This window comes from Rhodococcus aetherivorans (genome assembly GCF_025722975.1).
Classification (GTDB): Bacteria; Actinomycetota; Actinomycetes; order Mycobacteriales; family Mycobacteriaceae; genus Rhodococcus; species Rhodococcus aetherivorans.
Genome location: NZ_CP106982.1, coordinates 976,853 through 1,002,332 on the forward strand (window position 1 = coordinate 976,853; position 25,480 = coordinate 1,002,332).

Below are 25,480 nucleotides of genomic sequence, written 5' to 3' on the forward strand. Positions count from 1 at the left end.
TTCATACGCGGTGTGGTCCCGGCGAACCGGGGCCGGCGCCCGGTGCGCCGAGTGCGCCACCCGGGGGCAATTCCACCGCGACGATCCCCGCCCGCTGGGCGTGGTGGACGAATTCGGCGCCCGGACCGAAGAACAACCGGGGGCGTACGGCGTCGAGGCCGATCGGCCACAGCGTGCCGTAGTGGATCGGCACCGCCAGGCCCGCCGCCACCAGGCGCGCGACGACCGCGGCCCGGGACGGGTCGAGGTGGCCGTTGCCGAGGGTCGGACCCCAGCCCCCGACGGGCAGCAACGCGAGGTCCACCGGGCCGACGTGGTCGGCGAGGTCCGGGTACAGGTCGGTGTCGCCGGCGAAGTAAGTCCGCCGGTCCCCCTCGACGACGTACCCGATCGCCGGGGCGAGTTCCGGGCCGCGTCGCCAGCGCCGCCCGTCGTGTCGGGCGGGCACGGCGCGCACGGTGAGCGTGCCGATCCGTGTCTCGTCGCCGGGCCGCAGCGGCACCAGGCGGTCGGCGAATCGGCGCAGCGCGGGCAGGCCGTCGATCGCCCGCCACGGGGCCACGATCGGAACGTCCGGGTCGAGCAGCCGCAGCGACGGCAGGTGGGTGTGGTCGGCGTGCAGGTGCGAGAGCAGGACGGCGTCCGGGTTGCGCACGTGCGGCCCGATCGGGGTGGGCCCCCGGCGGCGGCGCAGATGCGCGACGCGGTCGGTCAGCACCGGATCGGTCAGGACGACCGTCCCGCGGTCCATGATCAGCGCGCTGGCATGTCCGAGCCAGCGCACACCGGATGTGGCGGCATCCGGACCCGGTGGCGTGCTCACGACCCTTACGATTCCAGACGAGGGAAGGGGGCGCGATGCGCACGGTGGGCGGCATGGTGCGGGTGCTCGTCGAGTTCCTGGTGCTGTGGGGGTCGTCGGCGCTCGCGCTCATCGTGCTCGACCGCATCCTCGACGGCATCACCCTGGACCCGTCGGGCTTCACTCCGCTACCGACGCTGCCGGCCGCGCTGGTGCTCGCGTTGGTGTTCGGCCTCCTGAACGCGGCGCTGTGGCCGGTGATGATGCGGTTGATGTCGTGGATCGGTCCGGTGCTGCTGTTCGTCGGGGTGTTCGTGGCGGGCGGTGTGATCATGCTGTTGACGCTCTACCTGGTACCGGTCGCGTCGGTGGACCAGCGCCGGGATGCGTTCTACCTCGCGGCGCTGCTCTCGCTGTTCACCTCCGTCGTCTCGGGCGCCATCGCGTCCCGTTCCGATACCGCGTACCGGCTGATGCAGGTGCGCCGACAGCGGTTCCGGTTGCGTCGCAACACCGCACTCGTGGACGCGTCCCCGGGGCTGTTGTGCATCCAGATCGACGGCCTCGGCTACGACGTGCTGCGTCGCGCGATCGCCGACGGTGTGACCCCCGCGCTGGCGAAGTTGGTGCGCGAGACCCACCGGCTGATGCCGTGGCACACCGACTGGAGCAGTCAGACGGGTGCGACCCAGCTGGGCGTGCTGCACGGCTCCAACCACAACGTGCCGGCGTTCCGCTGGTACGACAAGACCGCCGAGCACGTCTCGGTGTTCAGCAACCCGGTCGACAACGAGCAACGCGAACTCGAACGCACCCACATCCCCGGCCTGCTGGCGCACGACGGTACGAGCCGGGGCAACTTGTTCACCGGCGGCGCGCACGACAACGTGCTCGTCGTCAGCCGGATGCGCGGTGCCCGCCTCGGCGGCGGTGCCGGCTACAGCGACTACTTCGCCGACCCGGCGAGCGCGCTGCGCACGTTCATCCGGATGCTCGCGGAACTGCAACGGGAACTACGCCAGTCGCTGCGGCAGAAGCGGAAGGACATCCAGCCGCGGGTGCCGCGGGGCGGGCTCTATCCGTTCGTGCGGGCGTTCGCGACCGTGCTCGCCACCGATGTCGCCGTCGCGGCGGTGGTCGGCGATCTGATCAAGGGGCGCAGCATCGTCTACGTCGACCTGATCGGCTACGACGAGGTGTCGCACCACTCCGGCATCTCCCGGCCCGAGACCCTCGCGGTGCTGACCAAACTCGACGACGTCGTCGAGATGCTGCTCGCCGTGGTGGCGCAGGCCGATCGGCCCTACCGCGTCGTCGTGCTGTCCGACCACGGGCAGAGTCAGGGCGCGACCTTTCTGCAACGCTACGGGGAAACCTTGGGGCAGTTGGTCATCCGGCTGGCCACCCGGCGCGAACCGGCGAAGCGCCACTGGTACGAGCGCGAATCCGACGTCTCCGCCCAGCCCGGGTCGGAGGGGCGCGCCTACGCCGCGGCCAGCGTGCACTCGCCGGCCGCCGCCGAGGAGGCGCACGCCTGCGCGGGTGAGCCGATCGTGCTCGGCTCGGGCAACCTCGGCCTGGTCTACTTCCCGCACCTGCCCGGACGCGCCGACGTCCACGCCATCGAGGCCGCCCACCCTGGTCTGCTCACCGGGCTGCGCGAGCATCCCGGGATCGGCTTCCTGCTCGTGGCCGCTCCCGGGGGGTCCGTGGTGCTCGGGCCCCACGGCGAGGTCGACGTGACCACGGGGAAGGTCACCGGCCGGAACCCGCTGGCGGTGATGGGCCCCGACGCGCTGGCGAAGGTGCGTCGCACCGACACCTTCGACAACGTTGCCGACATCATGGTCGGCGGCACGTACTGGCCCGACACCGACGAGGTCGCGGCGTTCGAGGAGCAGGTCGGCTCGCACGGCGGCATGGGCGGACCGCAGAGCACTCCGTTTCTCGTCTACCCCGCCGATCTGCCCGCCCCGCCCGAACCGCTGCACGGCGCCGAAACCGTGCACACGGTGCTCGTCGGCTGGCGGGATTTTTCGACGGGACCGCGCCCAGCGGTGACGAAGCAGGACGCGACGACCGGTGTGGATGACCCGAGACGCCCGGCATCCCGGGGCTGACCGCGGGACAGACCGACCGAGGTCGCTGTCCCAGCGCCACCACCGCCTCGACCCGGCAGCCCCTGTGCCCGCTCACGAGCGCCGGCTCACCGCGACCGTGTGTTCGATTGACCCGAGGCGGCGTCGTCCGGACCGGGCGTCACGGATGTGTGATCGGGTAGTTCTGCAGGAACCGGGCTTCGACCAGGGACATCGCCGCGATCTCGGTGGGGTCGACGCTTTCGTTGGGGGCGTGGATCAGGGCTTGGGGTTCCTCGACGCCCATCAAGATGATCTCCGCGTCGGGGTAGGTGTCGGCGAAGACGTTGCACAGGGGAATCGATCCGCCCTGTCCCAGCATGGCCATCGGCCGGCCGTAGGCTTCCTGCATGGCCGCGTCGAGGGCCCGGTAGGCGGGTCCGTCGGTGCGGGCCCGGAACGGGGATCCGGAGGCTTCGACTTCGACTTCGACGGCGACTCCCCACGGCGCGGCGGCGTGCAGATGGGCGCTCAGGGCTTGTTGGGCCTGTGCTGGTTCGAGTCCGGGAGGGATGCGCAGATTCAGGCGGGCGCGTGCTCGCGGGGCGATTGCGGCCGCCGAGCCGAGCACCGACGGGCAATCGATGCCGAGGATGGTCAGGGCCGGGCGTGCCCAGAGCATGTCGGAGACGGTGCCGTCGCCGAGCAGCGATTCGGTGGCGAGCATGCCGGCGTCCGTACGGAACTGTTCGGGCGGGTAGGTCTGACCCGTCCAGGTCTGGGTGTTGTCCAGGCCTTCGACGGTGGTGTTGCCTGCGGTGTCGCGCAGGGTCGCCAGCATGGCCACCAGGGCGGCGAGAGCGTCTGGGGCGGCGCCCCCGAACATGCCCGAGTGCAGTTCGGAGGCGAGGGCGTCGACGGTGACGACGACGTTGACCATGCCGCGCAGGCTGACGGTGGCGGCGGGGTGACCGACGGCGGCGTTGCCGGTGTCGCACACGAGGATCGCGTCGGCCCGCAGGAGATCGGCGTGGTCTGGCACGAAGGCTTCCAGGCCCCCGGTGCCCTGCTCCTCCGAGCCTTCGACGACGAGTTTCAGGTGCACCGGCAGTTCGTCGCCGAGGGCTCGCAGCGCCGTCAGATGGACGAGGATGTTGCCTTTGCAGTCGGCGGTCCCGCGACCGTACCAGCGTCCGTTCTTCTCGGTGAGCTGAAACGGGGGTGTGTGCCAGGCACTCTCGTCGAGCGGGGGTTGGACATCGTAGTGGGCGTAGAGCAGCACGGTGGGGGCGTGCGGGTTCGGGCAGGGCCGCGATCCCACCACGGCCGCGCTGCCGTCGGCGGTGTCCTCCAGACGGGCATCGGTGAAGCCGAGCCGGTGGAACGCCTCCCGCACCCACTGGGCAGCACGGTGGCATTGTTCGGGAGGATACCGGCGGGGGTCGGCCACCGATTGCAGGGCGACGAGTTCGGTCAGTTCTTCTCGCACCTGCGGCATCAGGTCGGCAATGCGTTCTCTCAGGTCCATCGCCTATTCCCCTGCCACGTCGCTCGTCTCGAGGGTGCCGACGAACTGCTGGAATTCGGCCAGCTCCTCGGGGCAGTAGATCTCGAGGACCAACAGTTCTCCTTGTACGACCCGGTCGTCGACGACGACCGGCCGGGTTCCCGGACCCCCGGCTCCGTTGACCATCTGGGACAGCAGCGTTGCCCGGGTCAGCGCCGCATTCGGGTTGGCGCAGATCGCCCCGCCGTCGTCACCGAGCACCCGGGTGATCTGTTCGCGCGCCGGGGTCCGGGCGCCGGCCTCGTCGAGTGCGGCAATGAGTTGGTCCGCCTTGGCCTCGGCCTCTCCGCTCGACGAGACATAGGGAAACAGGAGCAGGGCGATGAACACGAGGAGGACGACGACAAATGCGACGACGGCATAGATGATCATGCGCTCGCGGGGGTTCGAGGTCTCCGTCTCGGTGGTCATGACGAACTCACCTCCGGTTGCTTCCAGGACGGCTTGCGCGACCTGTAGAACAGGTACGGCACGAGCAGGCCGAGGCCGAGGGCTCCGGCGGCGATGATCAGGAAGTACACCCCGGCGTTGCCGGAACTGAACTGCGACGGCGGAATGAAACCGATGAGCAAGGCGGCGAGCGAGGCGGCGAACCCGACTCCGCACAGTCCCACCAGCATCGGTGCCCGGTAGCCCCGCGGGTGGTCGGGGTACCGGCGGCGCAGCCGGACTGCGGCGACAAACATCAGCAGGTACATGATCAGGTACACCTGCGTGGTGATCACCGAGAAGATCCAGTACGCGCTGGACACGTCCGGGATGAAGGCGTAGAGCAGGGCGATCACGGTGGTGAGCAGGCCCTGGGTGACGAGAATGTTCTGCTGGACGCCGTGCTTGTTGACCCGCTGCAGGAACGGGGGAAGATAGCCTTCCTGCCGGGAGATGAGCAGCAGACCCTTCGACGGCCCGGCCAACCAGGTCAACATGCCCCCGAGCGACGCCGTCACCAGCATGATCCCGATGACCGGGGTCAGCCATTGCCAGCCGAACTGCGCGAAGACCGCGTCGAAGGCCTGCATCACGCCGGCGGTGAGGGACAACTGTTCGGCCGGGACCACCCAGCTGATCGCCAACGCGGGCAGGATGAAGATCAACAGCACCAGGGCCATGGACAGAAACATCGACCGGGGGAATTCCTTGGCGGGGTTGCGCAGGGACGACACGTGCACTGCGTTCATCTCCATCCCGGAGTAGGAGAGAAAGTTGTTGACGATCAGCACGAGGCTGGCCAGACCGGCCCAGGCCGGCAGCAGGTTGTCGACGGTCATCGGCGCGGCGGAGGGATTGCCCTGGCCGAGGAAGACCATGCCCAGGATCACCAGCAGCGCGCCGGGCACCAGGGTGCCGATGATCAGGCCACCGCTGGCCAGACCGGCAACGCCCTTGGTGCCCCGGGAGGAGATGTAGACCCCGGACCAGTAGGCGACCACGATGACCAACGCGGTCCATACTCCGCTGCTGGCCAGTGCCGGGTTGATGACGTAGGCAAGGGTACTTGCGACGTACCCGAGCAGACTGGGGTAGTAGAAGATCGTCATGGCGAACTGGCACCACACGGCCAAGAACCCCATCGGCTTGGAGATTCCGAGAGCCACCCAGTTGTAGACCCCGCCTTCCCATCCCGACGCCAACTCGGCCGACACCAGCGAGGTCGGCAGCAAGAACACCAGGGCGGGAATCAGATACAAGAACACGCACGCCAAGCCGTACACGGCCATGGTCGGCGACGGCCGCAAGCTCGCCACCGAACTGGTGGTCATCAACGCCAGAGCGACCCAGGAGATCCAGGAACCCGCCGGAGCTCGGGTACGGGCCCCGGCCTCGGTGGGCGGCCGGTCGGCGGGGATGTCCGGCGCGCTCATGACCTCCACCCGTCGCGAATCCGGCACTCGGCGCCCGCGCCCGCAGCGCGGCGCCGCCGCGGCCGGCCGGGGGTGGTCGATACCTCGGTGCAGCAAGTCATCCCACTGTCCTCCTCGTCACGGCGCAGTCGGGGCGCCCTCGTCGTGGAACTGCTGTGCCGGTGCACGACCGGCGCCTTTTCTGCTCGATCCGACCTCCTGCGGCAGTTAGTCGACGACCTCTAGTTCGTGGCTGGTGGTGTTGAGACGGCGACAGCCGTCGGCGGTGACCGTGACGATGTCTTCGATGCGGATCCCGAAGCGGCCGGCGAGATAGATCCCCGGTTCGATGGAAAAGCACATGCCGGGCACCAGGGGTTGCTGTTCGCCCTCGACGATGTACGGCGGCTCGTGTGTGGTGACCCCGATCCCGTGTCCGGTGCGGTGAATGAACTGCTCGCCGTATCCGGCCTCGCTGATCACCGATCGCGCCACGCGATCGATGTGCTGGCAGCTCACCCCGGGCCGGACCGCCTCCACTGCCGCCTGCTGTGCCCGCCGGACGATTTCGTGCACCTGCCGCACCTCGGGTGTCGGCTCTCCGACCGAGACCGTGCGGGTGGTGTCCGATCCATAGCCGAACATCAGGCCGCCGAAGTCCAGGACGACGGTGTCGCCGGGTTCGATCACCCGGTCCCCGGCCTCATGGTGCGGATTGGCCCCGTTGGGTCCGGACCCGACCACGGTGAAGTCGACCTGCTCATGTCCGAATCGGCGCAACAGTCCCGCCAGCTCCGCTGCCACCTCGAGTTCTCGCCGCCCGGCGAAACGGGTCCGCACGATTTGCTCGAAGACCGCATCGGCTGCGGCGCCGGCCGCCGTCAGCCGAGCCAGTTCGCCGGCGTCCTTGACCGCACGCAACATCGGCATGCCCTCGGTCACGGCCACATACGACGAGTGCGGCACCTGTCGTTGCAGGCCCAGCAGGTGCATCGCCCAGGCCGAATCCGAGATGCCATAGGTCCGGGAGGGAGCCAGCAGCGCGCCGACCACCCGATACGGGTCGGTGCCATCGGTCCACTCCACGAACGACACGGCGGCCGCACCGTCCGCGGCTTCGGCGTCGGGGCGTTCGAGCGCGGGCACCACCATGGTCGGTTGTCGATCGGGGCGCAGCACCAGAACGGTGAGGCGTTCGGTGATCGCCGTCGGCCGATACCCCGTCAGCCAGACCAGGTCCGGTCCGGGAGTGAGGAGCACACCGTCGAGGCCGGCGCCGACGGCAACGCGCACCACCCGGGCCATGCGGGCCGCGTAATCGTCGCCGGTGAACGGTGCCGGTGTCGGATGCACGATCGATGTCATCGCAGCCCCCGGTGGCCTCGGGGGAGGTTCGACCGCCGAGTCGAACCTCGAGAAACAGAACCGAATGCACACCACTCGCCACGTCCCCGGCCCTGGGATGACGGCTTCCCAGGGCCGGTACTCGATCGACACCCCATCGACACGGTTCACCTCTACGGCGGTGTGCATTGCCCGCTATGCCGAATTGTGCACCCGCCCGGATCGCACCCGCAGCCGAATCGCGTACAACTGTCACTGCCGAGACTCGACACCGCTGAGCTGCAGTGGTGCCCTGTCAAGAGCGCAGGGGAAGCCGCCCCGAGAACCGCGGCGCCCGGGCGGAATCGAGATGCCCCGCAGGCACCCTGGTCGGTACGTGTGCGGTGTCGTCACTGCGCTCGGTCGTGTCGGAGAGCGCGGTAGCGAGCCGATCCCGATGGGCGAGGGTTGGTGCCCGAGCGCCGTAGTCCGAATCGCATGTCCCCCTCCGGGGAGCGCTCGCCTCCTCCGGCCGCCCCTGAGGCCGTCTCCCGAAAGGCCGTCCGGGGTCGGGGGTCGGACAGCGGACTGATCGGATCGAACTCGGCCGTGGCCGACCGTGCCGGTTGCATCATGTAGGACATGGACGACAGGGCCCCGAGGCCGCCCGACGGCCGTGACAGTGGCTGGCGACATCCTCCCGCAGGGGAGGCCGCGCCCCCAGGTGCCCGGACCATGACCGTGCGTGGCGCCGCCTTCCTCGGGGTCGGCTCCATGGTCGGAGCCGGCATCTTCGCGCTTCTCGGAGAAGCCGGAGCCGTGGCCGGCTCGGCGGTGTGGGTGTCGTTCCTGCTCGCGGGGGTGGTGGCCACCTTGCAGGGCTACGCCGTCGCGAAGCTGGGGGCGCGCTACCCGTCCTCGGGGGGCATCGTGACGTTCCTGCTGCAGGCGTACGGCCGAGGACACCTCACCGCCATCACCTCCTGGCTGCTCTATTTCGCGGCCGTCATCGTCACCGCCATGGTGTCCGTCTCGTTCGGCAGCTACGGCGCCGCACTGTTCTTCGACGAGTCCACCGCCTGGAGCAAAATTCTCACCACCGTCGTGGTCCTGCTCGTGGCGGCGGTCAACATCGCCGGCGCGAAGTCCATCGAGCGGGTCCAGAGCGCGATCGTGGTGATACTGCTGGCCGTGTTCGCGGTCTTCGTCGTCGTCACGCTCACTCAACTCGACCCGGAGCTGCTGGCGCCGTCCACCTACCCACCGACGGTCGACATCGTCTCCAGCGTGGCGCTGACCTTCTTCGCCTACCTCGGCTTCACCGTCGTCAGCTTCACCGGCGACGACCTTCCCGACCCGAGCCGTAACCTGCCGCGGGCGATGTATCTGGCATTGGGCATCACGGTCACCGTGTACGTCGCGATTGCCGTCGGAGTCTTCGGAACCCTGACCGTGCAGGAGGTCATCGACAACGGCGAGACCGCCCTCGCCGTCGCCGCCAAACCCGCCCTCGGCGACGCCGGTTTCGCGATCATGGCCCTCGCTGCCCTGCTGGCCACCTCCTCCTCGGTCAACGCCAACATCTACGCGGCGGTCGGCTCCACCGCGAAGCTGGCCGAATCGGGCACCTTCCCCCCGGTGTTCGGCAGTCGAGCCAGGCTCGGGGGCACGCGCGGGCTGTCCATCTCAGTCGTGTTGATCCTGCTGCTGGCGAACCTGGTGGATCTGACCGCCATCGCCTCCCTCGGCAGCGTCGTGGCCCTGGCGATCTTCCTCGTGACCTCGATCGCGGCGTACCGCCTCCGCCGCGAAACAGCCTCCCGGGCCGGCATCCTCGTCACCGGCATCGCATTGACCGTGATCGTGCTCGCCGTCTTCGCGGTGCAGACCCTGCAGACCTCGCCCGAGACGTTCGCGGCGATGATCGCGATCGTGGCGCTGGCGGTCGTGCTCGAAACGATCTGGAGCCGCCTACGCACCCACCGGGCCCCGAAAGCGCGGTGAGCCCGACCCCGGCGGTGGGACCGATGGGGCCGGTCCTCCGCGGTGTCCCCGGAGCCTTCCGCACCCGGGTGGGGTTACCGCCACCGATCACCGCCCCTCGCGTCGTCGCCATGTTCGAACCGCTCGAAGGGCCGCCCGACGGGGTCCTCGGCTTCGCAGCGGTCGGTGGGCTCTACTCCTCCGATGACGACGACGTGCTGATGCCGGTCGTGCACGAGTTGGCGACCGCGGCAGCGAGATCCGCCTCGTCTTGGTGTTCGAGCGGTGCGACGGGATCTCGGCCGGGGCGTGGGAGGACCTCGAGGTCGGGGTCGCACACCTCACCCGAGGGACGCGGATCGCGTGGTTCACCGACCAGGTGATCACCGTCATCTCGTTGTTCGGTGGGATGACGCCGGGCGACCTCGGGCGCTTTCCCGTGGCCGCCCGGGGCGACCCGATCGCCTGGGCGGCGCAGGTCGGCGGCTGGCACGTCGGCACCGACACTCGGGCAGCCGGTCGTACGGGGGCAATGATGCACTTCTTCCCGTCGGGTGGGCGATCCCGGGTGCTGGGGCGGTGGCCGGACATACACTCGAGGCAGTCCTTTCCGGCGGAGCACACCGGGACTGCGTGATTCGAGACGAGCATGACCGAGGCGGGTGCGGTTCCCCTCACCGCGGAGCGGTGGAGCGGCTCGTCGCCGAGTTCGACGGCCGTCCCCACCTGCATCGAGTGGAGGCGGTCGTGGCGTCGGCGTCGAGGACTTGCGGGGGTTCCGGTGCCGGACCTGCCCCGAGCTGGTCGAACGATTCGTCCGACGGCGCCTGCTCGATCCGGTCGAGTCCGGGCAGTGTGCGGTGCCGTAGCAGCGGTGTCGACGCCGCTGCGGCGGTCGAGGAGGTGCACATCATGGAGTCGTTCTGGGATTTCCTGTGGTACACGATCGTCGTGTTCGTGTTCGCGGCGTATCTGATCGTGCTGTTCCGGATCCTGATCGATCTGTTCCGGGACCACACCGTCTCCGGCGTGGCCAAGGCCTTCTGGGTGGTGGTGCTGATCGTGGTCCCGTTCTTCAGCGCCTTGATCTACCTCGTGGTGCGCGGCCAGGGGATGGCCATCCGGGCCGGGCAGGCGCAGCTCGCGGCCAGGCAGACCACCGACGAGTACATCCGGCAGGTGACGGCCGGCAGATCTCCGGCCGGGCAGATCGCCGACGCGAAGGCCCTGCTCGACTCGGGTGCGATCACCCCCGCGGAGTTCGCGCAGCTCAAGGCCAAGGCGGTGGGGCAGAATACCGCCGGGCAGGGCACCACCGGGCGCGACAGCATGCCCCGTCGCTGACGAGCGACTGCACGAGGTGCCGGTGCGGGGACCGCCTGCGCCGGCCGTGACCTCGGGCCGGAGTAGACGTGCGGGGTGAAGGTGATGGAGACCGGACCGTCCCGGACCGTTCGCCTGTGGCGTCAGGCTCCGTGGAGCCGCAGTCCGCTGATGCGCCGGTACGACCGGATCGAATCGGGCCTCGCTCTGATGGTGGTGGTGTTCGTGCTGATGATGGTTCCCCTCGCCGCGGCATACGGCACGATCACCTATGACGGGCTGGTGGAGCGGTCGCGTCTGGACCGGCAGACCAGCCGCCAGGTCGAGGCCGTTGTGCTCGGCTCGGCACCGGGGAATGCGGCTGCTCGGCAGGACACTGAGACGTCACCGCGCACCGGGGAAGTCGACGATGGCCGCTGGGTGCGGTGGATGCAGGACGGGCAATCCCGGACCGCGCGGTGGGATCCGGCTGCCGGTGCCCGCCCCGGGGAGACGATCGACCTGTGGGTCGATGTGACCGGCACTCCGGTCGCCCCCTCCGCGGAGCGGGGCGGACAGTGCCGCCACCGCCGTCGTCGCGGCCCTGACGGTATGGACGGTGACGGCGGCGGCAGGCGCGGGGCTGTACGGGCTGCACCGGTGGGCCGAGCATCGCCGAGGGGCGGCCTGGGACAGCGAGTGGCGCGGGCTGGGCACCACGCCGGGATGGCCGGCCTGAGCGGCAGGTGTGCGGACGCGCTCGAACGCGGAGCTCAGGGGCGATGCGAGCGTTCGCGAGGTTATCGATTCTGCTCGGCGTTCCTGATGTCGATGGCGAGTTGGTCGGCGGCCATGTCGGTGGCTTTGGAGACGATCCGGTTGGCGGCTTTGATGTTTGCGACGATCTGATCGGCGAGGTTGGTTTCGTACACCACGATCACGCCGGCCTGGCCCTCGTCGAGGGTCTCACCGAGTTCTTTGACGTCGCTGCGTTTCATCCGGTCGCTGGCGTGCCCCACCACGGCCCCGAGGGCCGTCCCGCCGGCGGCAGCGCCGACGAGACCGATGCCCACGGGCGGGAACAGCGCCGCCACCACACCCACCGCCAGTCCCCAGCCGAGGCCGACCGCTGCCCCGTGGCGGGTGGGTTGTTCGTGCTTCTTGACGATGTGGACCTTCCCGTTCTCGTCCTTGGCGATGACGGACGCGTCGAAGTCGTGGGAGGTGCGTATCTCGCGGTACAGCTGCTCGAGTGCCTCGTAGTCCGCTACGGCGTCCTCGACGCTGTCGTATGCCGCAGCGCTCACGTACAGGATGTCGTGCTCGTGCTTGCTCATGTGCAAACCTCCGAAATCTGATCGACCTGCAGGGGCTGACCGACGGACGTCAGCGCCTGACGGCCGTCGCGTTGCCGAGGGCGAAGCTCGGCCCGACGGCAGGATTCGTCCTAGTAGTCGGCTCGCGGATTCCAGGTCGACACCGCCCAGATGACCACCACGTCCAAGGCGATGATCAGGATCGACCACCACGGGTAGTACGGCAGCCACAGGAAGTTCGCCAGGATCGACAGTGCCGCGACGACGATCGCCGCTACCCGCGCCCACGTTGCGCCGGTGATCAAGGCGATGCCCACGACCACCAACACCACTCCGAGGACGATGTGGATCCACCCCCACGCGGTGAAGTCGAACTTGAACGTGTACTCCTGGCCCTGGACGAACAACTCGTCCTCGGCCACCGCGGCGATGCCCTGGAGCAACTGGACGATGCCGACGGTGGCCATGATGACCGCCGCCCCCACCGACGTGCCCGCCGCGATGCCCTGCTTGACGCTGATGCTTCCCGGGTCGTGACGTACATCCTCGGACATGGCGGTCCCCTTCACAGGTTGGATGAGACATCAGCAGTATGCGCCGATCCCGCATCCGCATCGGGGAAAGTGCTGATCTTCCTCACCGTCCGGGGTGAACGGTGCGTGGTCCGGGAAACGGTCTCACGTGCTTTCGCTCGGTTGCACGAGGTGCCTTCCCCGGGCGGACACCGCGCCGAAGGTGGGCACACAGGGCCACCGTCAACGACGAACCCGGTTCCTGCCCCCGTACACGACCCGCCGTGCAGAGGACAGGGCCTCGGGCGGAGTCGGTTCGAGCGTTTCGCTACAGCGGGAGAGGCTCTGCGACGGCCGTTATCGACAGCGACGAGACGGGCCCGATCGACCATTTCGTCATCGAGTGGCCCGCCGCCGGCCCGTGCCCACCGCCGCAGGCGTTCGACATGACCCGGGCCGGCCGACGATCCGAACAGACCCCACCGGCCTCGTGCAGAGGGGCCTGATTCCGCCGCGGGTGCGCAGATCGAAGTGGTATCGAAACGTGTTCCTACCCGTCCTGTTCTGCGGGACAATACTTCTCATGGACGACAGCGAAGTGCACGCCATCGACGTCGTCCGAATCCGGCTCGGCCAGCGCTACCCCGACCTCGACCCCGAGGTGGTGGGGGGCCTGATCGAGGCCACGCTCGGTCGGCTCGACGGATGCCGCATCCGAGACTTCGTCCCCCTGCTGGTCGAACGGGCCGCCACGCGCACACTCGACGCGACGTACCACCGTGCACCGGAGTCTCGAGAACCGATGCGCACTCCCGAACCGCCCGCGGTGACCGAGACCGGCGAGGTGCGGACCGCGAGCAGCGTCCGGGTGCGGTGGGCCGTTCTCGTGCGTCGCTCATCACGCCTGTCGTAGGCGGTGACAAGAGACGGCGAGACCCGGGTCGGAACCGGAGTCGACGGTCGTCCACCACACCCGGGCGGGCGGGATGCTCGGCACGCAGCCAGGGTGTCGGCGACACACCCATGCCCGAAACCGGAGTCACGTCCTGAAACGGTTGGGAATCCGACACGAATCAACGACGGGGGCTCAGGGGCTGGGGTCCATCGCCAGCCCGGCGACGGCGGCCTTGGCGGTGCGCCCGACCCCGATCAGCGTGGCCGAGCCGGGGCCGGTCCAGTCCCCGTAGCCGAGCAGATGCAGCCGGGGTTCCTTCAACGCCTGGGTGCCCGCCACAGCGATCGAACCGTCCGGCCCACGCAGGTGCAACGGCCGCAGAGGCGTCAGGGCGGGTCGAAAACCGGTGGCCCACACGATCACCTCCGCGTGCCGGCTCTCGCCGGTGTCGTCCCAGAAGACGCCGTCACGGGTCAGTCGGTCGAACATCGGCAGCGGATCCAGCGCGCCGCGGTCCCGGGCCGCGAGGACCTCCGGGACCATCACGATGTCACCGAGGTCGGTGATGCCGCCCGGATCGGGGCGTCCGGCCGCCAGCGCCAGCGCGCGCCGCGAGGCCATCTCGAACAGCACGCGTCCGTCGACGTCGTCCGGCAGGAATCGCGGCGGCCGGGGGGTCACCCAGGTGGTGCCTGTGACCTCCGAGATCTCGGCGACCAGCTGGGCCCCGGAGTTGCCGCCGCCGATCACCACCACCGTCTTACCGGCGAATTCACCCGGGGTGCGGTACTGCACGGTGTGCAACTGTCTGCCCGCGAAGCTGCGGGCTCCGGGATAGACGGGCCAGAACGGCTGCTGCCAGGTGCCGGTGGCACTGATCACCCGCCGTGCCCGCCACACCTGCTCCGCGGTGTCCACCCGCAGCCGCTCCCGGTCGTCGTCACGGGTGACCGCCCGCACCCGCACCGGCCGCCGCACCGGCAGGCCGTAGCGACGCTCGTACGCGGTCAGATACTCGATCACATGCCGAGCGGGTGGGAACCCGTCCCGCCACGGCGGCATCGGCCATCCCGGCAGCGACGCGTACTCCGCGGGGGAGAACAGCCGCAGCGACGGCCAGGTGTGCGGCCACGCCCCGCCCGGCGCGGACCGGTCGTCGAGGATGACGAACTCGTGCCCGGCCCGGCGCAGGTAGTACCCGGCGGCCAGGCCGGCCTGCCCGCCCCCGATCACCACGACGTCCACCTCGATCGCGCTCATCGTCTCCCTCGTCACCCGTGGCCCGTCGTCGTGCGCAGAGCTACCGGTGTCAGCCGTCAGGGTGTTCGGGGGCGTCGAGCAGGCTCGCCGCGGCGATCAGGGCGGCTTTGACGATCAGTCGTTCGGGGATCTCCTCGAACGTGACCGGTCCGAGTGCGACGGTCCGGCACGGGGAGTCGCCGCACACCGAGCAGCAGCGGCTGCTGCCGACGTCGGCGTCGAGCCAGTCCTCGAGCGGACGGCCGGCGATCCAGATGCGGTTGGATTCGGCCGGGTTCGCGGCGAAGGCGGCGTCGTCGAGTTCGCGGACCTCGAGTTGCGGTGCGATGCCGAGCGGGCGCAGGACCTGCTCGAGCGTGCCGACCGCGTGCTGGACCTGCTCACCGGTGCCGGCGCAGCGGCGGCACGTCTGGCCCTGGCTGACCAGGCGTTGCCAGACGATGGGCAGTGCCGTCATCGCGCACCCCTTCTCGGTTCGCGGGGAAGGTGGGAGTCGCCCCGGGCTCCAGTGTGGCCGACCCGGCCGGGCCGCAGGGCGTGTCCCGACGGATCCGGCCGGGGCCCGCCCTGCGGTCGGGTCAGCTGCGGACGGCGCCGGGGACGAGTTCGGCGATCAGTGCCTCGACCCGCGTCTTGATCTCGTCGCGGATGGGGCGGACCGACTCGACGCCCTTGCCGGCCGGGTCCTCGAGCACCCAGTCGCGGTAGCTCTTGCCGGGGAAGACCGGGCAGGTGTCGCCGCAGCCCATGGTGATCACCACGTCGGAGGCTTCGACGGCGTCGGTGGTGAGGATCTTCGGGGATTGGGTGGAGATGTCGATGCCGAGCTCGGCCATGGCCTCGACGGCGGCGGGGTTGACCTGATCGGCGGGGGCGCTGCCGGCGGAACGGACCTCGACGGCGTCGCCGGCGAGGGCGGTGAGGAATCCGGCGGCCATCTGGGAGCGGCCGGCGTTGTGCACGCACACGAACAGCACGGACGGCTTGGTGGTCATCGAGGGAACCTTTCGGGTGTCAGACGGTGGGAACGGCGGTGAGGTCGGCGAGCAGAGCGCGGACCCGGGCGTCGAGGTCGTCACGGAGGGTGCGGACCACCTCGAGGGATTGTCCGTCCGGGTCGGGGACGGTCCAGTCGAGGTAGCGCTTGCCTGGGTAGACGGCGCAGGCGTCGCCGCAGCCCATGGTCACGACCACGTCCGCGGCGGCGACGACGTCGTCGGTGAGCGGCTTGGGGAACTCGGCGCCGAGATCGAGTCCGAGTTCGGCCATGGCCTCGACCACGACCGGGTTGATCGCCGCGATCGGCGCGGAGCCGGCGGAGCGGACGTGGACGCGGCCACCGGCACGGTGGTCGAGCAGGGCGGCGGCCATCTGGGAGCGGCCGGCGTTGTGTACACAGACGAACAGCACCTCCGGAACGTCCTTGGCGACGGCGCCTTCGGCCTGGGCCAGCGCGGTCAGGCGTTCGGCGGCGAACCGCGGGGCGAGCGCGGTCAGGTGGGTGCAGACGGTGGCGGTGCGGCGCAGTGCCGCATAGGACTCGAACACCACCCGTTCGACGGTCTGCGGGGAGAAGATTCCGTCGTACTTGTCGGCGAGGTGCTCGGCGGCACGCTGGAGTACTGCCTGCGGCATGAGCAGTTCGGGCTGGTGGCGGTCGGACATGCCGTCTCCCTGGCTCTCGGGCTTCACGAAGCAGCGGGGGTGGCGGAGGGGGTGAAGCGCTTGCGCAGGGCGAGCGAGACGTAGACGAGGCCGACGAGCACGGGCACCTCGATGAGCGGCCCGACGACGCCCGCGAGGGCCTGCCCGGAGGTGACGCCGAAGGTGGCGATGGCCACGGCGATGGCGAGTTCGAAGTTGTTGCCGGCCGCGGTGAACGCGAGGGTGGTGGTGCGCTCGTAGCCCAGACCCATCGCGGCGCCCAGGAGATAGCCGCCGCCCCACATGATCGCGAAGTACGCCAGCAGCGGCAGGGCGATGCGGGCGACGTCCCACGGGTGGGAGGTGATCTGCTCGCCCTGCAGCGCGAAGAGCATCACGATGGTGAACAGCAGCCCGTACAGGGCCCACGGCCCGATCCTGGGCAGGAACTTCTGCTCGTACCAGGTGCGGCCCTTGGCCTTCTCGCCGAAGTGCCGGGTGAGGAAACCGGCGAGCAGCGGGATGCCGAGGAAGATGAGCACCGACTTGGCGATCTGCCAGGGCGAGACGTCGAGGGTGGTCTGTTCGAGTCCGAGCCAGCCCGGCAGCACCGAGAGATAGAACCAGCCGAGGCCGGCGAACATGATCACCTGGAAGACGGAGTTCAGCGCGACCAGCACGGCGGCGGCTTCGCGGTCGCCGCAGGCGAGGTCGTTCCAGATGATGACCATGGCGATGCAGCGGGCCAGACCGACGATGATCAGTCCGGTGCGGTACTCGGGCAGGTCGGGCAGCATCAGCCAGGCCAGGGCGAACATCAACGCCGGCCCGACGATCCAGTTCAGGACCAGCGAGCCGATCAGCATCCGCCGGTCGCCGGTGACGGTGTCGAGCCGGTCGTAGCGCACCTTGGCCAGCACCGGGTACATCATGATCAGCAGGCCGAGGGCGATCGGCAGCGAGATGCCGTCGATCTCGACGGCGGAGATGATGTCGCCGAGGCCCGGGATCAGGCGGCCGAGCAACAGGCCGGCGACCATGGCGACGCCGATCCACACCGGCAGGAACCGGTCGAGTGTGGACAGCTTGCCGACCACGGCCGGGTGGTCGCTGGTGGTGGTCACGAGGCGACCTCCTCGAGGGTGACGGCGGGCGTGCAGGACGAGTTCGCGACGATCCCGGATTCGACCGACAGCACCGCGGACAGCTGGGCCAGAGCGGAGGGGACGACCCGGTAGTGCACCCAGGTGCCGCGACGTTCGCAGTCGAGGAGGCCGGCCTCCCGCAGCACCTTCAGATGGTGCGAGATGGTCGGTTGCGACAGGTCGAAGGACGGTGAGATGTCGCACACGCAGCACTCGCCGCCCTCGTGGCTGGCGATCAGGCTCAGCATCCGCAGGCGCACCGGATCGCCCAGGGCCTTGAACATGCGGGCCAGGTCACCGGCCCAATCGGAGGTGAGCGGCTCGCGGCTGAGCGGCGGGCAGCAGGGCTCGTCCCCGCGCGGCGGTTGATTCGGCATGCGTCTATATTGACGGTTGTCGAAACACGGCGTCAAACGGACAGCCGGCCCGGTCGGAAGGAAACCCTCACGTGCGCACACCCTCGGTGCTGTTCGTCTGCGTGAAGAACGGCGGCAAGTCCCAGATGGCCGCCGCGCTGATGCGCAAGGCCGCCGGCGGCCGCATCGCCGTGCACTCCGCCGGAACGGCACCGGGTCCGGCGCTCAACGCCCTCTCGGTGCAGGCGCTCGAGGAGGTCGGCGCACCGGTGGACGGCGAGTACCCCAAGCCGATCGATCCGCAGCTGCTGCGGGAGGTCGACCTCGTCGTCACCCTCGGCCGCGACGCCCGCGTCGACGCGGCGTACGTGGAGAACTGGGACACCGACGAGCCGTCCGAGCGCGGCATCGACGGCATCGAACGGATGCGCCTCGTGCGCGACGACATCGCCGCCCGCGTCGACGCGCTCGCCGCCCGTCTGCTCGACTCCGCCTCCCCCACCCGCTGATCCGACCGATCCAGGAGAAACTCATGAGCACCATCGCAGTCTTCGAGCCGGCCCTGTGCTGCAACACCGGCGTGTGCGGCGACGACGTGGACCGGAACCTCGTCACCTTCACGGCGGACATGCAGTGGCTGAAGGATCAGGGTGCCGCCATCACCCGGCACAACCTCGCCAACGATCCGCTGGCCTTCGCGCACAATCCCGCCGTCAAGCGCTTCCTCGAGGTCGCCGGCTCCGCCGGTCTGCCGCTCGTGCTCGTCGACGACGTCACCGTGCTCACCGGCCGCTACCCCGATCGGACCCAGCTCGCCGCGTGGGCGGGACTCGACGCCGCGCAGGCGCCCGTCGGCGCGACGATGCTGAATCTCGCGGACGATGCCTGCTGCACACCCGGCGACTCCACCTGCTGCTGAGCTGTCGAGGACGAGGAGATCACCGGATGACCACCCCCACGTTCCTGACCGACCCGCCGCGGTTCGTGTTCTTCACCGGCAAGGGCGGCGTCGGCAAGACCTCCATCGCCTGTGCGAGCGCGCTGAGCCTCGCCCGCGCCGGGAAGAAGGTGCTGCTGGTCTCGACGGACCCCGCCTCGAACGTCGGCCAGGTCTTCGGCCTGGCGATCGGCAACGCCCTCACCGCAATTCCCGCGGTGCCGGGCCTGTCGGCGCTCGAGATCGATCCCGAGCAGGCCGCCGACGCCTACCGTGAACGCATCGTCGGACCGGTGCGGGGTTTGCTGCCCGACGCGGAGATCGCCTCGATCACCGAGCAGCTCTCCGGTTCGTGCACCACCGAGGTCGCGTCCTTCGACGAGTTCACCTCCCTGCTGACCGACACCGACGGCGAGATCGCCTCGTTCGACCACGTGCTGTTCGACACCGCCCCCACCGGACACACCATCCGGCTGCTACAGCTGCCCGGGAACTGGACCGAGTTCCTCGAGGCGGGCAAGGGTGACGCGTCGTGCCTCGGACCGCTCGCCGGGCTCGACAAGCAGAAAGCCATGTACGCCGCCGCGGTCGACGCACTGGCGGACCCGCAGCGCACCCGGCTCGTGCTCGTCGCCCGCGCCACCCGCTCCGCCCTCGCCGAGATCGACCGCACGCACGGCGAACTCGCCACCCTCGGGCTGAGCCGCCAGCACGTCGTCGTCAACGGCGTCCTGCCGGCGCCGTCCGGCGACACGGACCCCCTCGCCCTCGCGATCCACCGTCGCGAACAGGCCGCATTGGCGGGCATGCCGGCGGCGCTGAAACCGTTGCCACTGGACCTGATCGAGCTCAAGGCCGCGAACATGATCGGTCTCGATGCCCTCGGGACGCTGTTCGAGACGGCCGACGGCGGCACGGACCTCCCGCCGGAGACCGGCGCGGTGCCGGAGGTCGCGGATGCACCGCTGCGCGCCCTGATCGACGAGATCGAGCGGGACGGGCACGGTCTCGTGATGTGCATGGGCAAGGGCGGGGTCGGGAAGACCACGGTCGCCGCGGCCGTCGCCGTGGCCCTGGCCGAACGCGGGCACGAGGTCCACCTGACCACCACCGACCCCGCCGCACACCTGACCGAGACCCTGCACGGCGACGTCGAACACCTCCACGTCTCGCGCATCGATCCCGCCGAGGCCACTCGCGCCTACCGCGAGCGGGTGATGGCCACCAAGGGTGCGCACCTCGACGAGCAGGGCCGGGCGACCCTCGCCGAGGACCTGCGCTCCCCGTGCACCGAGGAAGTGGCTGTCTTCCAAGCCTTCTCGCGAGTGATCCAGGAGTCCCGGCGCAAGTTCGTCGTCATCGACACCGCGCCCACCGGCCACACCCTGCTGCTGCTCGACGCCACCGGGTCCTACCACCGCGATGTCACCCGGCAGCTGGGCCCCGGCCTGCACGCCGTCACCCCGATGATGCGCCTGCAGGACCCGGCTTCGACCAAGGTCCTGTTGATCACCCTCGCCGAGACCACCCCCGTGCTCGAGGCCGCCGGGCTCCAGGCCGACCTCGAACGTGCCGGTATTCACCCCTGGGCGTGGGTGATCGACAACTCCGTGGCCGCCGCCGCGCCCACCGCGCCGCTGCTGCGCCGCCGCGCCGCCGCCGAGCTCGAGCAGATCGACAAGATCCGTACCGAACTCGCCGATCGCTACGCGGTCGTGCCGCTACTCGCGACCGAACCGGTCGGGGTGCCGGCGCTCAGGGCGCTCGGCGAAGTGTCCGCCCCGGTCGCCGTGCGGTAGCGCCCGGTTCCGACATGCGCGATCCCGCCCCGGCATCCGGGGCGGGATCGATGCGTGCGGCCGTGATCAGGCGCCGGCGGCCTCGAGGCCGGTGGTGATGTCGGCGAGGATGTCGTCGATGCCTTCGATGCCCACGGCGAGGCGGACCTGGCCGGGGGTGACGCCGGCGGCGAGTTGCTCGGTGGCGGTGAGCTGGGAGTGGGTGGTGGAGGCGGGGTGGATGACCAGTGAGCGGACGTCGCCGATGTTGGCGACGTGGCTGTGCAGGGTCAGTGCGTCGACGAACTTCTTGCCGGCGTCGACGCCGCCGGCGAGTTCGAAGGTGACGATGGCGCCGGTGCCGCGGGGGGCGAGCTGCCGGCCGCGTCGGTACCAGGGGGAGGAGGGCAGGCCGGCGTAGGACACCGCGGTGACCTCGGGGCGGGTGGTGAGGAACTCGGCGACGCGGGCGGCGTTGGCGACGTGCCGTTCCATGCGCAGCGACAGGGTTTCCAGGCCCTGGGCGATGAGGAAGGCGTTGAACGGGGAGACCGCGGCGCCGAGGTCGCGCAGCAGTTGCACGCGGGCCTTGAGGGCGTAGGCGGGGGCGCCGAGGTCGGCGTAGACCACGCCGTGGTAGCTGGGGTCGGGGGTGACGAACTGGGGGTGCCGCGCGGTGCCGTCGGGGCCGGTGGCGGTCCAGTCGAAGGTGCCGCCGTCGACGAGGACGCCGGCGATGGCGGTGCCGTGGCCGCCGAGGTATTTGGTGGCCGAGTGCACGACGATGTCGGCGCCGTGCTCGAGGGGGCGGATCAGGTAGGGGGTGGCGACGGTGTTGTCGACGATCAGCGGCAGGTGGTGCTCGTGGGCCACCCCGGAGATGCCCGGCAGGTCGAGGAGGTGGTTCTTGGGGTTGGCGATGGTTTCGCCGTAGAAGGCGCGGGTGGTGGGGCGGATCGCGGCGCGCCACTGGTCGAGGTCGTCGGGGTCGTCGACGAAGGTGACCTCGATGCCGAGTCGGGGCAGGGTGTAGTGGAACAGGTTGTAGGTGCCGCCGTAGAGGTAGGGGCTGGAGACGAGGTGGTCGCCGGCGGCGGCGAGGTTGAGCACGGCGAAGGTTTCGGCGGCCTGGCCGGAGGACAGCAGCAGGGCGGCGGCGCCGCCTTCGAGGGCGGCGATGCGTTGTTCGACCGCGTCCTGGGTGGGGTTCATGATGCGGGTGTAGATGTTGCCCGGTTCGGTGAGGCCGAACAGGGCGGCGGCGTGGTCGGTGCTGTCGAAGGTGTAGCTGGTGGTCTGGTAGATCGGCAGGGCGCGGGCGCGGGTGTCGCCGCCGCCGGGCTGGCCCACGTGGATCTGCTTGGTCTCGAAGCTCCAGCCGGCGGCGGGATCGGTTGCGGGGGTTTCGCTCATGGGTTGCTGCTCCGTCTTTCGTTCGACAATCGTCTCGAGGTGACGTGACGGTTCCCGCGCGGGACTCGACACGGGGAACGCCACGTCGGATGCACAATCGGGATGCCCGATACGGGCGAGGTCCGGGTGCGGCCGGTCAGGCGGCCGGACACCCGCAGATACACATGCGCACGGCCCGGCAGCGGGCGGAAGGCCCCGGCATTGCCTGCATTCGTGTCCGGCTCACGCGCCCGACACTATCTGGTGTGCGGGGCGCCGACCAGCGCTCCCCGGAATTCACGCGATCTCGACCACGGTCCGCACCGGGGTGGGGTTGCGCGTCAGATCGAGGACGGGGCAGTGGGCGTCCACCGCTTCCTGCAGTTCGAGGTAGCGTTCGCGCGGCTCCGGTCCCGACAGCGTGACGGCGACCCGCACCTCCCCGAATCCGGGGCGGACGTCGTCGAAGCCGAAGAACCCGCGCACGTCCAGATCGCCCTCGGCGCGCGCCGAGATGTCGTCGACACGGATCCCGAGCCGCTCCGCCCAGACGCGGTAGGTCACCACCTGGCAGGACAGCAGCGAGGCGAGGTAGTACTCGACGGGGTTCGGCGCGGTGTTCTCCCCGCCCAGGGCCGGCGGTTCGTCGACCTCGACGCTGAACCTGCCGAGGGCGACGGTGCTGGCGACGGCGTCGTGCCCGTGCGCTTCGGCGCGGAAGACGGCGTGAGCCCGGGTGGGGTCGTCGGCGATCGCCTCACGATTCGTGTCGACGACGGCGCGCAGGTGGGTGGACGGAGCAGTGGTCATGAATGTGCTTCCTCGACAGTCGGTTCGGGGGAGAGGCGGGCCTACGGGCACGGACACGTGGACGTCGCCGTGCGGGCGAAGTCGATGTGGCGGCGACGGGTCAGCAGGAGCACGGCGCAGACCGTAACCAATTCCCGACCGGAAAGCTAGGGATAGGTGCGTGTGTTCCGCGGCTCAGTGGGTGCACCCGGCGGGCGTCAGTTCGGCCAGCCGGGCGATCACGTCCCGGGCGGTACCGCCGGCCGAGAGCACCCGCCGCTGCCGGACGGCGCCGTTGCCGCACGCCAGCACGGTGTGCAGACCCTCGCGGGCGTGCTGGTAGCTGCCGAGGTCCTCGAGGGCCGGCCGGACGTGCTCGATCATCGCCCGGAGCAGGTGCGCGGTCGGGCGACGGGCGGTCGACGGAAGGTCGATGCCGTCACCGGGCAGCCCGTCGTGCGCCGCGCGCCAGTACGCGGCCCGCAGCACTTCGGAGGAGAACGGCTCGGCGATGCGGCCGGCATCGAGGGCACGCAGAGCGGTGAGCACCAGAGCGCGGACGAGGACGGCCACGAGGACCGTCTCGGCGACGGTCGAGGGGACATCGCACACCCGCACCTCGACAGTGGGGAAATTGGTCGACGGGCGGACGTCCCAGTAGACCATCGCCTTGTCGAGGATGCTGCCGCACTCCAGCATCGCCGCGACGGTGCGGTCGTACTCCTCGAGGGACGAGAAGTACGGTGGCGGACCGGCGCTCGGCCAGCGCGACCACAGGATCGAGCGCCAGCTCGCGTACCCGGTGTCGACGCCGCGGTGGATCGGGGAGTTGGCCGACAGCGCCAGCAGGGACGGCAACCACGGCCGGAGATGATTGCTCACCTGCACGGCGGTGGCGCGATCCGGCACGGCCACGTGCACGTGACAGCCGCAGATGCCCTGTTCCCGGGCCAGCATGCCGAAGATGCGTTCCATGCGCAGGTAGCGCGGCTTCGCCGTGACCGGCAGCTCGCGCGACCCGACGACCGGGACACCGACCGCCACCAGCCGGGAGCCGCAGCGGCGGGCGGCCTCGGCGACCAGGGACCGCCGGGTGGACAGGTCGGTGTACAGCTCGAGGGCGTCGTGGCACACGTCCGACGCCGTTTCGACCTGACACCGGTCCAGCTCGTACTGCAGTTCCACGCCGAGGTCGCGGGCCTGCGCGACGACCTCGGAGTTGTTGACGGCGGGTTCCCCGGTTTCCGCGTCGACGAGGAGAAACTCCTCCTCGACCCCCACCGTGGGGAGGTCGGACGATGTGGCCATGGTGCTCCCGGCGGGACTCGCGGTTCGTACCTGAATTCTGCGCCGCCGGGGACGGTGCTGCAGCACTTGCACGAATCCGGGTTTGCCGATCGGCGTGCGTCGCCGCCCGCACGGTACGGACGCTCCCCGGATCCGCGGGCGACGAACACGTACAGGACCGGTGCCTCGGGCGGGGCGGAGAATCCCGTCGACACCGCCCCGGCCGGCGGTCCGGCCGAGTAGGGTCGATTCCCGGACCGTGGGAGGCGTAGTGAACGAATCGACACCGGTTCCCGGAGGGGCGTGGCCGACTCTGCGTACGGCCGACTGGGCCGCGACTCGGGACACCCTGCACATGTGGCTGCAGATCGTCGGCAAGATCCGGCTGGCCCACGCGCCGATGGTCAACCACTGGTGGCAGGCGACGCTGTATGTCACTCCACGCGGGCTGGGCACCTCGTCGATCCCCTACCGGCACGCCACCTTCGACATCGAGTTCGACTTCTGCGAGCACCGCCTGCACATCCGCTCGAGCGACGGCGGCAGCCGTTTCGTCCCGCTCACCGCACAATCGGTGGCGGACTTCTACTCCCGCACTCTGGGCGCCCTGGACGAGCTGGGCATCGCCACGCGAATCCAGGGCACCCCCAACGAGGTGGATCCGGCGATCCCGTTCGCGCAGGACCGCGAGCACAACACGTACGACCCCGATGCGGCCCACCTCTTCTGGCGGCAACTGCTCCAGGCCGACCGCATCCTGCACGAGTTCCGAGGGGACTTCCTCGGCAAGGTCAGTCCGGTGCACTTCTTCTGGGGCGCGATGGATCTCGCCTGTACCCGCTTCTCCGGACGCACCGCGCCACCGCACCCCGGAGGAATCCCCAACTGTGCCGACTGGGTGATGACCGAGGCGTACTCGCACGAGCTCAGCAGCTGCGGATTCTGGCCCGGCGGTGCGGACGAAGGGGCCTTCTATTCCTACGCCTATCCCGCGCCGGAGGGCTTCGCCGCGCATCCGGTGCGCCCGGACGCCGCGTACTACTCCGCCGAGCTGGGGGAGTTCCTGTTGCCGTACGAGGCGGTGCGGACCGCCGCCGACCCCGACGCGGAACTGCTGCGGTTCCTGCGCAGCACCTATGAGGCAGCCGCCGAGCTCGGCCACTGGGATCGGGCCTACCTCGAGCGTCGACCGCGGTGAGCACGTTCGACGAATCCGGGCGGCCCGACGGCCGGGCGGGGTCGCGCGAGACCCCACGAGCTCGCGCGACCTCCG

At 70.0% G+C, this 25,480-nt stretch carries 26 protein-coding genes; 10 read left to right on the forward strand and 16 right to left on the reverse strand.

Annotated features, from left to right (window positions below; translation table 11 throughout):
- Position 1: 1 nt before the first annotated feature.
- A complete protein-coding gene (locus OCS65_RS04610; protein ID WP_006945056.1) occupies positions 2–823 on the reverse strand; it encodes an MBL fold metallo-hydrolase in 822 nt (273 codons plus the stop codon).
- 35 nt (positions 824–858) lie between these two features.
- On the opposite strand from OCS65_RS04610, the gene OCS65_RS04615 reads away from it, so the two are divergent.
- Positions 859–2,922, forward strand: a complete 2,064-nt coding sequence (locus tag OCS65_RS04615) for a phage holin family protein (protein ID WP_263508991.1) — start codon at positions 859–861, stop codon at positions 2,920–2,922.
- A gap of 139 nt (positions 2,923–3,061) precedes the next feature.
- Here OCS65_RS04615 and OCS65_RS04620 read toward each other — a convergent pair whose 3' ends face one another.
- From OCS65_RS04620 to OCS65_RS04635, 4 genes are all read right to left on the reverse strand, one after another.
- Complete coding sequence (locus OCS65_RS04620; protein ID WP_263508993.1) at positions 3,062–4,408, reverse strand: dipeptidase; 1,347 nt, start codon at positions 4,406–4,408, stop codon at positions 3,062–3,064.
- A 3-nt stretch (positions 4,409–4,411) separates the two neighbouring features.
- Positions 4,412–4,858 carry a hypothetical protein gene (locus tag OCS65_RS04625; protein ID WP_029546388.1) on the reverse strand — a complete coding sequence of 149 codons (447 nt, stop codon included), beginning with the start codon at positions 4,856–4,858 and terminating at the stop codon, positions 4,412–4,414.
- Positions 4,855–6,309 (reverse strand): glutamate/gamma-aminobutyrate antiporter GadC, encoded by a 1,455-nt coding sequence (gene gadC, locus OCS65_RS04630; RefSeq protein ID WP_029546387.1) that lies wholly within the window; start codon positions 6,307–6,309, stop codon positions 4,855–4,857. Before gadC ends, OCS65_RS04625 begins: the two co-directional genes overlap by 4 nt.
- A gap of 207 nt (positions 6,310–6,516) precedes the next feature.
- A complete protein-coding gene (locus tag OCS65_RS04635) occupies positions 6,517–7,653 on the reverse strand; it encodes a M24 family metallopeptidase (RefSeq protein ID WP_263508995.1) in 1,137 nt (378 codons plus the stop codon).
- Between the two features lie 693 nt (positions 7,654–8,346).
- Here OCS65_RS04635 and OCS65_RS04640 point away from each other — a divergent pair.
- The 4 genes from OCS65_RS04640 (at position 8,347) to OCS65_RS04655 (ending at position 11,805) form a co-directional block, all read left to right on the forward strand.
- Positions 8,347–9,615, forward strand: coding sequence for an APC family permease (locus OCS65_RS04640; RefSeq protein ID WP_065922014.1), 1,269 nt, complete (start codon positions 8,347–8,349; stop codon positions 9,613–9,615).
- Between the two features lie 250 nt (positions 9,616–9,865).
- Positions 9,866–10,231 carry a SpoIIAA family protein gene (locus OCS65_RS04645; RefSeq protein ID WP_065922015.1) on the forward strand — a complete coding sequence of 122 codons (366 nt, stop codon included), beginning with the start codon at positions 9,866–9,868 and terminating at the stop codon, positions 10,229–10,231.
- A 275-nt stretch (positions 10,232–10,506) separates the two neighbouring features.
- Entirely contained in the window at positions 10,507–10,938 is a 432-nt protein-coding gene (locus OCS65_RS04650; RefSeq protein ID WP_065922017.1) for an SHOCT domain-containing protein, read from the forward strand.
- Positions 10,939–11,022: 84 nt separating this feature from the next.
- Positions 11,023–11,805, forward strand: a complete 783-nt coding sequence (locus OCS65_RS04655) for an Rv1733c family protein (RefSeq protein ID WP_476727113.1) — start codon at positions 11,023–11,025, stop codon at positions 11,803–11,805.
- Here the strand turns inward: OCS65_RS04655 and OCS65_RS04660 are convergent.
- Both OCS65_RS04660 and OCS65_RS04665 read right to left on the reverse strand, forming a co-directional pair.
- Positions 11,697–12,233 carry a DUF1269 domain-containing protein gene (locus tag OCS65_RS04660; RefSeq protein ID WP_006945064.1) on the reverse strand — a complete coding sequence of 179 codons (537 nt, stop codon included), beginning with the start codon at positions 12,231–12,233 and terminating at the stop codon, positions 11,697–11,699. The genes OCS65_RS04655 and OCS65_RS04660 overlap by 109 nt on opposite strands.
- 110 nt (positions 12,234–12,343) lie before the next feature.
- Entirely contained in the window at positions 12,344–12,766 is a 423-nt protein-coding gene (locus OCS65_RS04665; RefSeq protein ID WP_006945066.1) for a DUF7144 family membrane protein, read from the reverse strand.
- Positions 12,767–13,307: 541 nt separating this feature from the next.
- Between OCS65_RS04665 and OCS65_RS04670 the strand changes: the two genes are divergently transcribed.
- On the forward strand, positions 13,308–13,637 hold the full coding sequence (locus OCS65_RS04670; RefSeq protein WP_006945068.1) for a three-helix bundle dimerization domain-containing protein: 330 nt from the start codon (positions 13,308–13,310) through the stop codon (positions 13,635–13,637).
- Positions 13,638–13,811: 174 nt separating this feature from the next.
- Here the strand turns inward: OCS65_RS04670 and OCS65_RS04675 are convergent, their stop codons facing one another.
- From OCS65_RS04675 to OCS65_RS04700, 6 genes are all read right to left on the reverse strand, one after another.
- Complete coding sequence (locus OCS65_RS04675) at positions 13,812–14,879, reverse strand: ArsO family NAD(P)H-dependent flavin-containing monooxygenase (protein ID WP_263509002.1); 1,068 nt, start codon at positions 14,877–14,879, stop codon at positions 13,812–13,814.
- A 49-nt stretch (positions 14,880–14,928) separates the two neighbouring features.
- Entirely contained in the window at positions 14,929–15,336 is a 408-nt protein-coding gene (locus tag OCS65_RS04680; protein WP_006945072.1) for a DUF2703 domain-containing protein, read from the reverse strand.
- A 121-nt stretch (positions 15,337–15,457) separates the two neighbouring features.
- The gene (locus tag OCS65_RS04685; RefSeq protein WP_006945074.1) at positions 15,458–15,874 is read right to left on the reverse strand and encodes an arsenate reductase ArsC; all 417 of its coding nucleotides are present in this window, start codon (positions 15,872–15,874) and stop codon (positions 15,458–15,460) included.
- A gap of 19 nt (positions 15,875–15,893) precedes the next feature.
- Positions 15,894–16,544: an arsenate reductase ArsC gene (locus OCS65_RS04690; protein WP_006945075.1), complete on the reverse strand. Its 651-nt coding sequence runs from the start codon at positions 16,542–16,544 to the stop codon at positions 15,894–15,896.
- Between the two features lie 23 nt (positions 16,545–16,567).
- Positions 16,568–17,647 carry an ACR3 family arsenite efflux transporter gene (arsB, locus tag OCS65_RS04695; protein WP_050035983.1) on the reverse strand — a complete coding sequence of 360 codons (1,080 nt, stop codon included), beginning with the start codon at positions 17,645–17,647 and terminating at the stop codon, positions 16,568–16,570.
- Positions 17,644–18,045: an ArsR/SmtB family transcription factor gene (locus tag OCS65_RS04700; protein ID WP_043797947.1), complete on the reverse strand. Its 402-nt coding sequence runs from the start codon at positions 18,043–18,045 to the stop codon at positions 17,644–17,646. Before OCS65_RS04700 ends, arsB begins: the two co-directional genes overlap by 4 nt.
- Before the next feature lie 71 nt (positions 18,046–18,116).
- Between OCS65_RS04700 and OCS65_RS04705 the strand changes: the two genes are divergently transcribed.
- From OCS65_RS04705 to arsA, 3 genes are read left to right on the forward strand one after another with little or no spacing between them, the layout of a single operon-like run.
- Positions 18,117–18,533: an arsenate-mycothiol transferase ArsC gene (locus OCS65_RS04705; protein ID WP_102799536.1), complete on the forward strand. Its 417-nt coding sequence runs from the start codon at positions 18,117–18,119 to the stop codon at positions 18,531–18,533.
- 23 nt (positions 18,534–18,556) lie between these two features.
- Positions 18,557–18,943: an arsenite efflux transporter metallochaperone ArsD gene (gene arsD / locus OCS65_RS04710; protein ID WP_006945082.1), complete on the forward strand. Its 387-nt coding sequence runs from the start codon at positions 18,557–18,559 to the stop codon at positions 18,941–18,943.
- 26 nt (positions 18,944–18,969) lie between these two features.
- The gene (gene arsA / locus OCS65_RS04715; protein WP_006945084.1) at positions 18,970–20,760 is read left to right on the forward strand and encodes an arsenical pump-driving ATPase; all 1,791 of its coding nucleotides are present in this window, start codon (positions 18,970–18,972) and stop codon (positions 20,758–20,760) included.
- Between the two features lie 66 nt (positions 20,761–20,826).
- Here arsA and OCS65_RS04720 read toward each other — a convergent pair whose 3' ends face one another.
- From OCS65_RS04720 to OCS65_RS04730, 3 genes are all read right to left on the reverse strand, one after another.
- Entirely contained in the window at positions 20,827–22,152 is a 1,326-nt protein-coding gene (locus OCS65_RS04720) for a bifunctional o-acetylhomoserine/o-acetylserine sulfhydrylase (protein ID WP_065922022.1), read from the reverse strand.
- Positions 22,153–22,428: 276 nt separating this feature from the next.
- The gene (locus OCS65_RS04725; protein WP_006930353.1) at positions 22,429–22,941 is read right to left on the reverse strand and encodes an OsmC family protein; all 513 of its coding nucleotides are present in this window, start codon (positions 22,939–22,941) and stop codon (positions 22,429–22,431) included.
- Between the two features lie 174 nt (positions 22,942–23,115).
- Positions 23,116–24,228 (reverse strand): carboxylate-amine ligase, encoded by a 1,113-nt coding sequence (locus OCS65_RS04730; protein WP_263509009.1) that lies wholly within the window; start codon positions 24,226–24,228, stop codon positions 23,116–23,118.
- Between the two features lie 250 nt (positions 24,229–24,478).
- Here OCS65_RS04730 and OCS65_RS04735 point away from each other — a divergent pair, with 250 nt between their 5' ends.
- Positions 24,479–25,405, forward strand: coding sequence for a DUF5996 family protein (locus tag OCS65_RS04735; protein WP_029546369.1), 927 nt, complete (start codon positions 24,479–24,481; stop codon positions 25,403–25,405).
- Positions 25,406–25,480: the final 75 nt, after the last annotated feature.

Coding starts and splice junctions, on each gene's coding strand:
- OCS65_RS04615 (WP_263508991.1), top strand. CDS start 859: ATGCGCACGGTGGGCGGCATGGTGCGGGTGCTCGTCGAGTTCCTGGTG.
- OCS65_RS04620 (WP_263508993.1), bottom strand. CDS start 4,408: ATGGACCTGAGAGAACGCATTGCCGACCTGATGCCGCAGGTGCGAGAA.
- OCS65_RS04625 (WP_029546388.1), bottom strand. CDS start 4,858: ATGACCACCGAGACGGAGACCTCGAACCCCCGCGAGCGCATGATCATC.
- gadC (WP_029546387.1), bottom strand. CDS start 6,309: ATGAGCGCGCCGGACATCCCCGCCGACCGGCCGCCCACCGAGGCCGGG.
- OCS65_RS04635 (WP_263508995.1), bottom strand. CDS start 7,653: ATGACATCGATCGTGCATCCGACACCGGCACCGTTCACCGGCGACGAT.
- OCS65_RS04640 (WP_065922014.1), top strand. CDS start 8,347: ATGACCGTGCGTGGCGCCGCCTTCCTCGGGGTCGGCTCCATGGTCGGA.
- OCS65_RS04650 (WP_065922017.1), top strand. CDS start 10,507: ATGGAGTCGTTCTGGGATTTCCTGTGGTACACGATCGTCGTGTTCGTG.
- OCS65_RS04655 (WP_476727113.1), top strand. CDS start 11,023: ATGGAGACCGGACCGTCCCGGACCGTTCGCCTGTGGCGTCAGGCTCCG.
- OCS65_RS04660 (WP_006945064.1), bottom strand. CDS start 12,233: ATGAGCAAGCACGAGCACGACATCCTGTACGTGAGCGCTGCGGCATAC.
- OCS65_RS04665 (WP_006945066.1), bottom strand. CDS start 12,766: ATGTCCGAGGATGTACGTCACGACCCGGGAAGCATCAGCGTCAAGCAG.
- OCS65_RS04670 (WP_006945068.1), top strand. CDS start 13,308: ATGGACGACAGCGAAGTGCACGCCATCGACGTCGTCCGAATCCGGCTC.
- OCS65_RS04675 (WP_263509002.1), bottom strand. CDS start 14,879: ATGAGCGCGATCGAGGTGGACGTCGTGGTGATCGGGGGCGGGCAGGCC.
- OCS65_RS04680 (WP_006945072.1), bottom strand. CDS start 15,336: ATGACGGCACTGCCCATCGTCTGGCAACGCCTGGTCAGCCAGGGCCAG.
- OCS65_RS04685 (WP_006945074.1), bottom strand. CDS start 15,874: ATGACCACCAAGCCGTCCGTGCTGTTCGTGTGCGTGCACAACGCCGGC.
- OCS65_RS04690 (WP_006945075.1), bottom strand. CDS start 16,544: ATGTCCGACCGCCACCAGCCCGAACTGCTCATGCCGCAGGCAGTACTC.
- OCS65_RS04700 (WP_043797947.1), bottom strand. CDS start 18,045: ATGCCGAATCAACCGCCGCGCGGGGACGAGCCCTGCTGCCCGCCGCTC.
- arsD (WP_006945082.1), top strand. CDS start 18,557: ATGAGCACCATCGCAGTCTTCGAGCCGGCCCTGTGCTGCAACACCGGC.
- arsA (WP_006945084.1), top strand. CDS start 18,970: ATGACCACCCCCACGTTCCTGACCGACCCGCCGCGGTTCGTGTTCTTC.
- OCS65_RS04720 (WP_065922022.1), bottom strand. CDS start 22,152: ATGAGCGAAACCCCCGCAACCGATCCCGCCGCCGGCTGGAGCTTCGAG.
- OCS65_RS04725 (WP_006930353.1), bottom strand. CDS start 22,941: ATGACCACTGCTCCGTCCACCCACCTGCGCGCCGTCGTCGACACGAAT.
- OCS65_RS04730 (WP_263509009.1), bottom strand. CDS start 24,228: ATGGCCACATCGTCCGACCTCCCCACGGTGGGGGTCGAGGAGGAGTTT.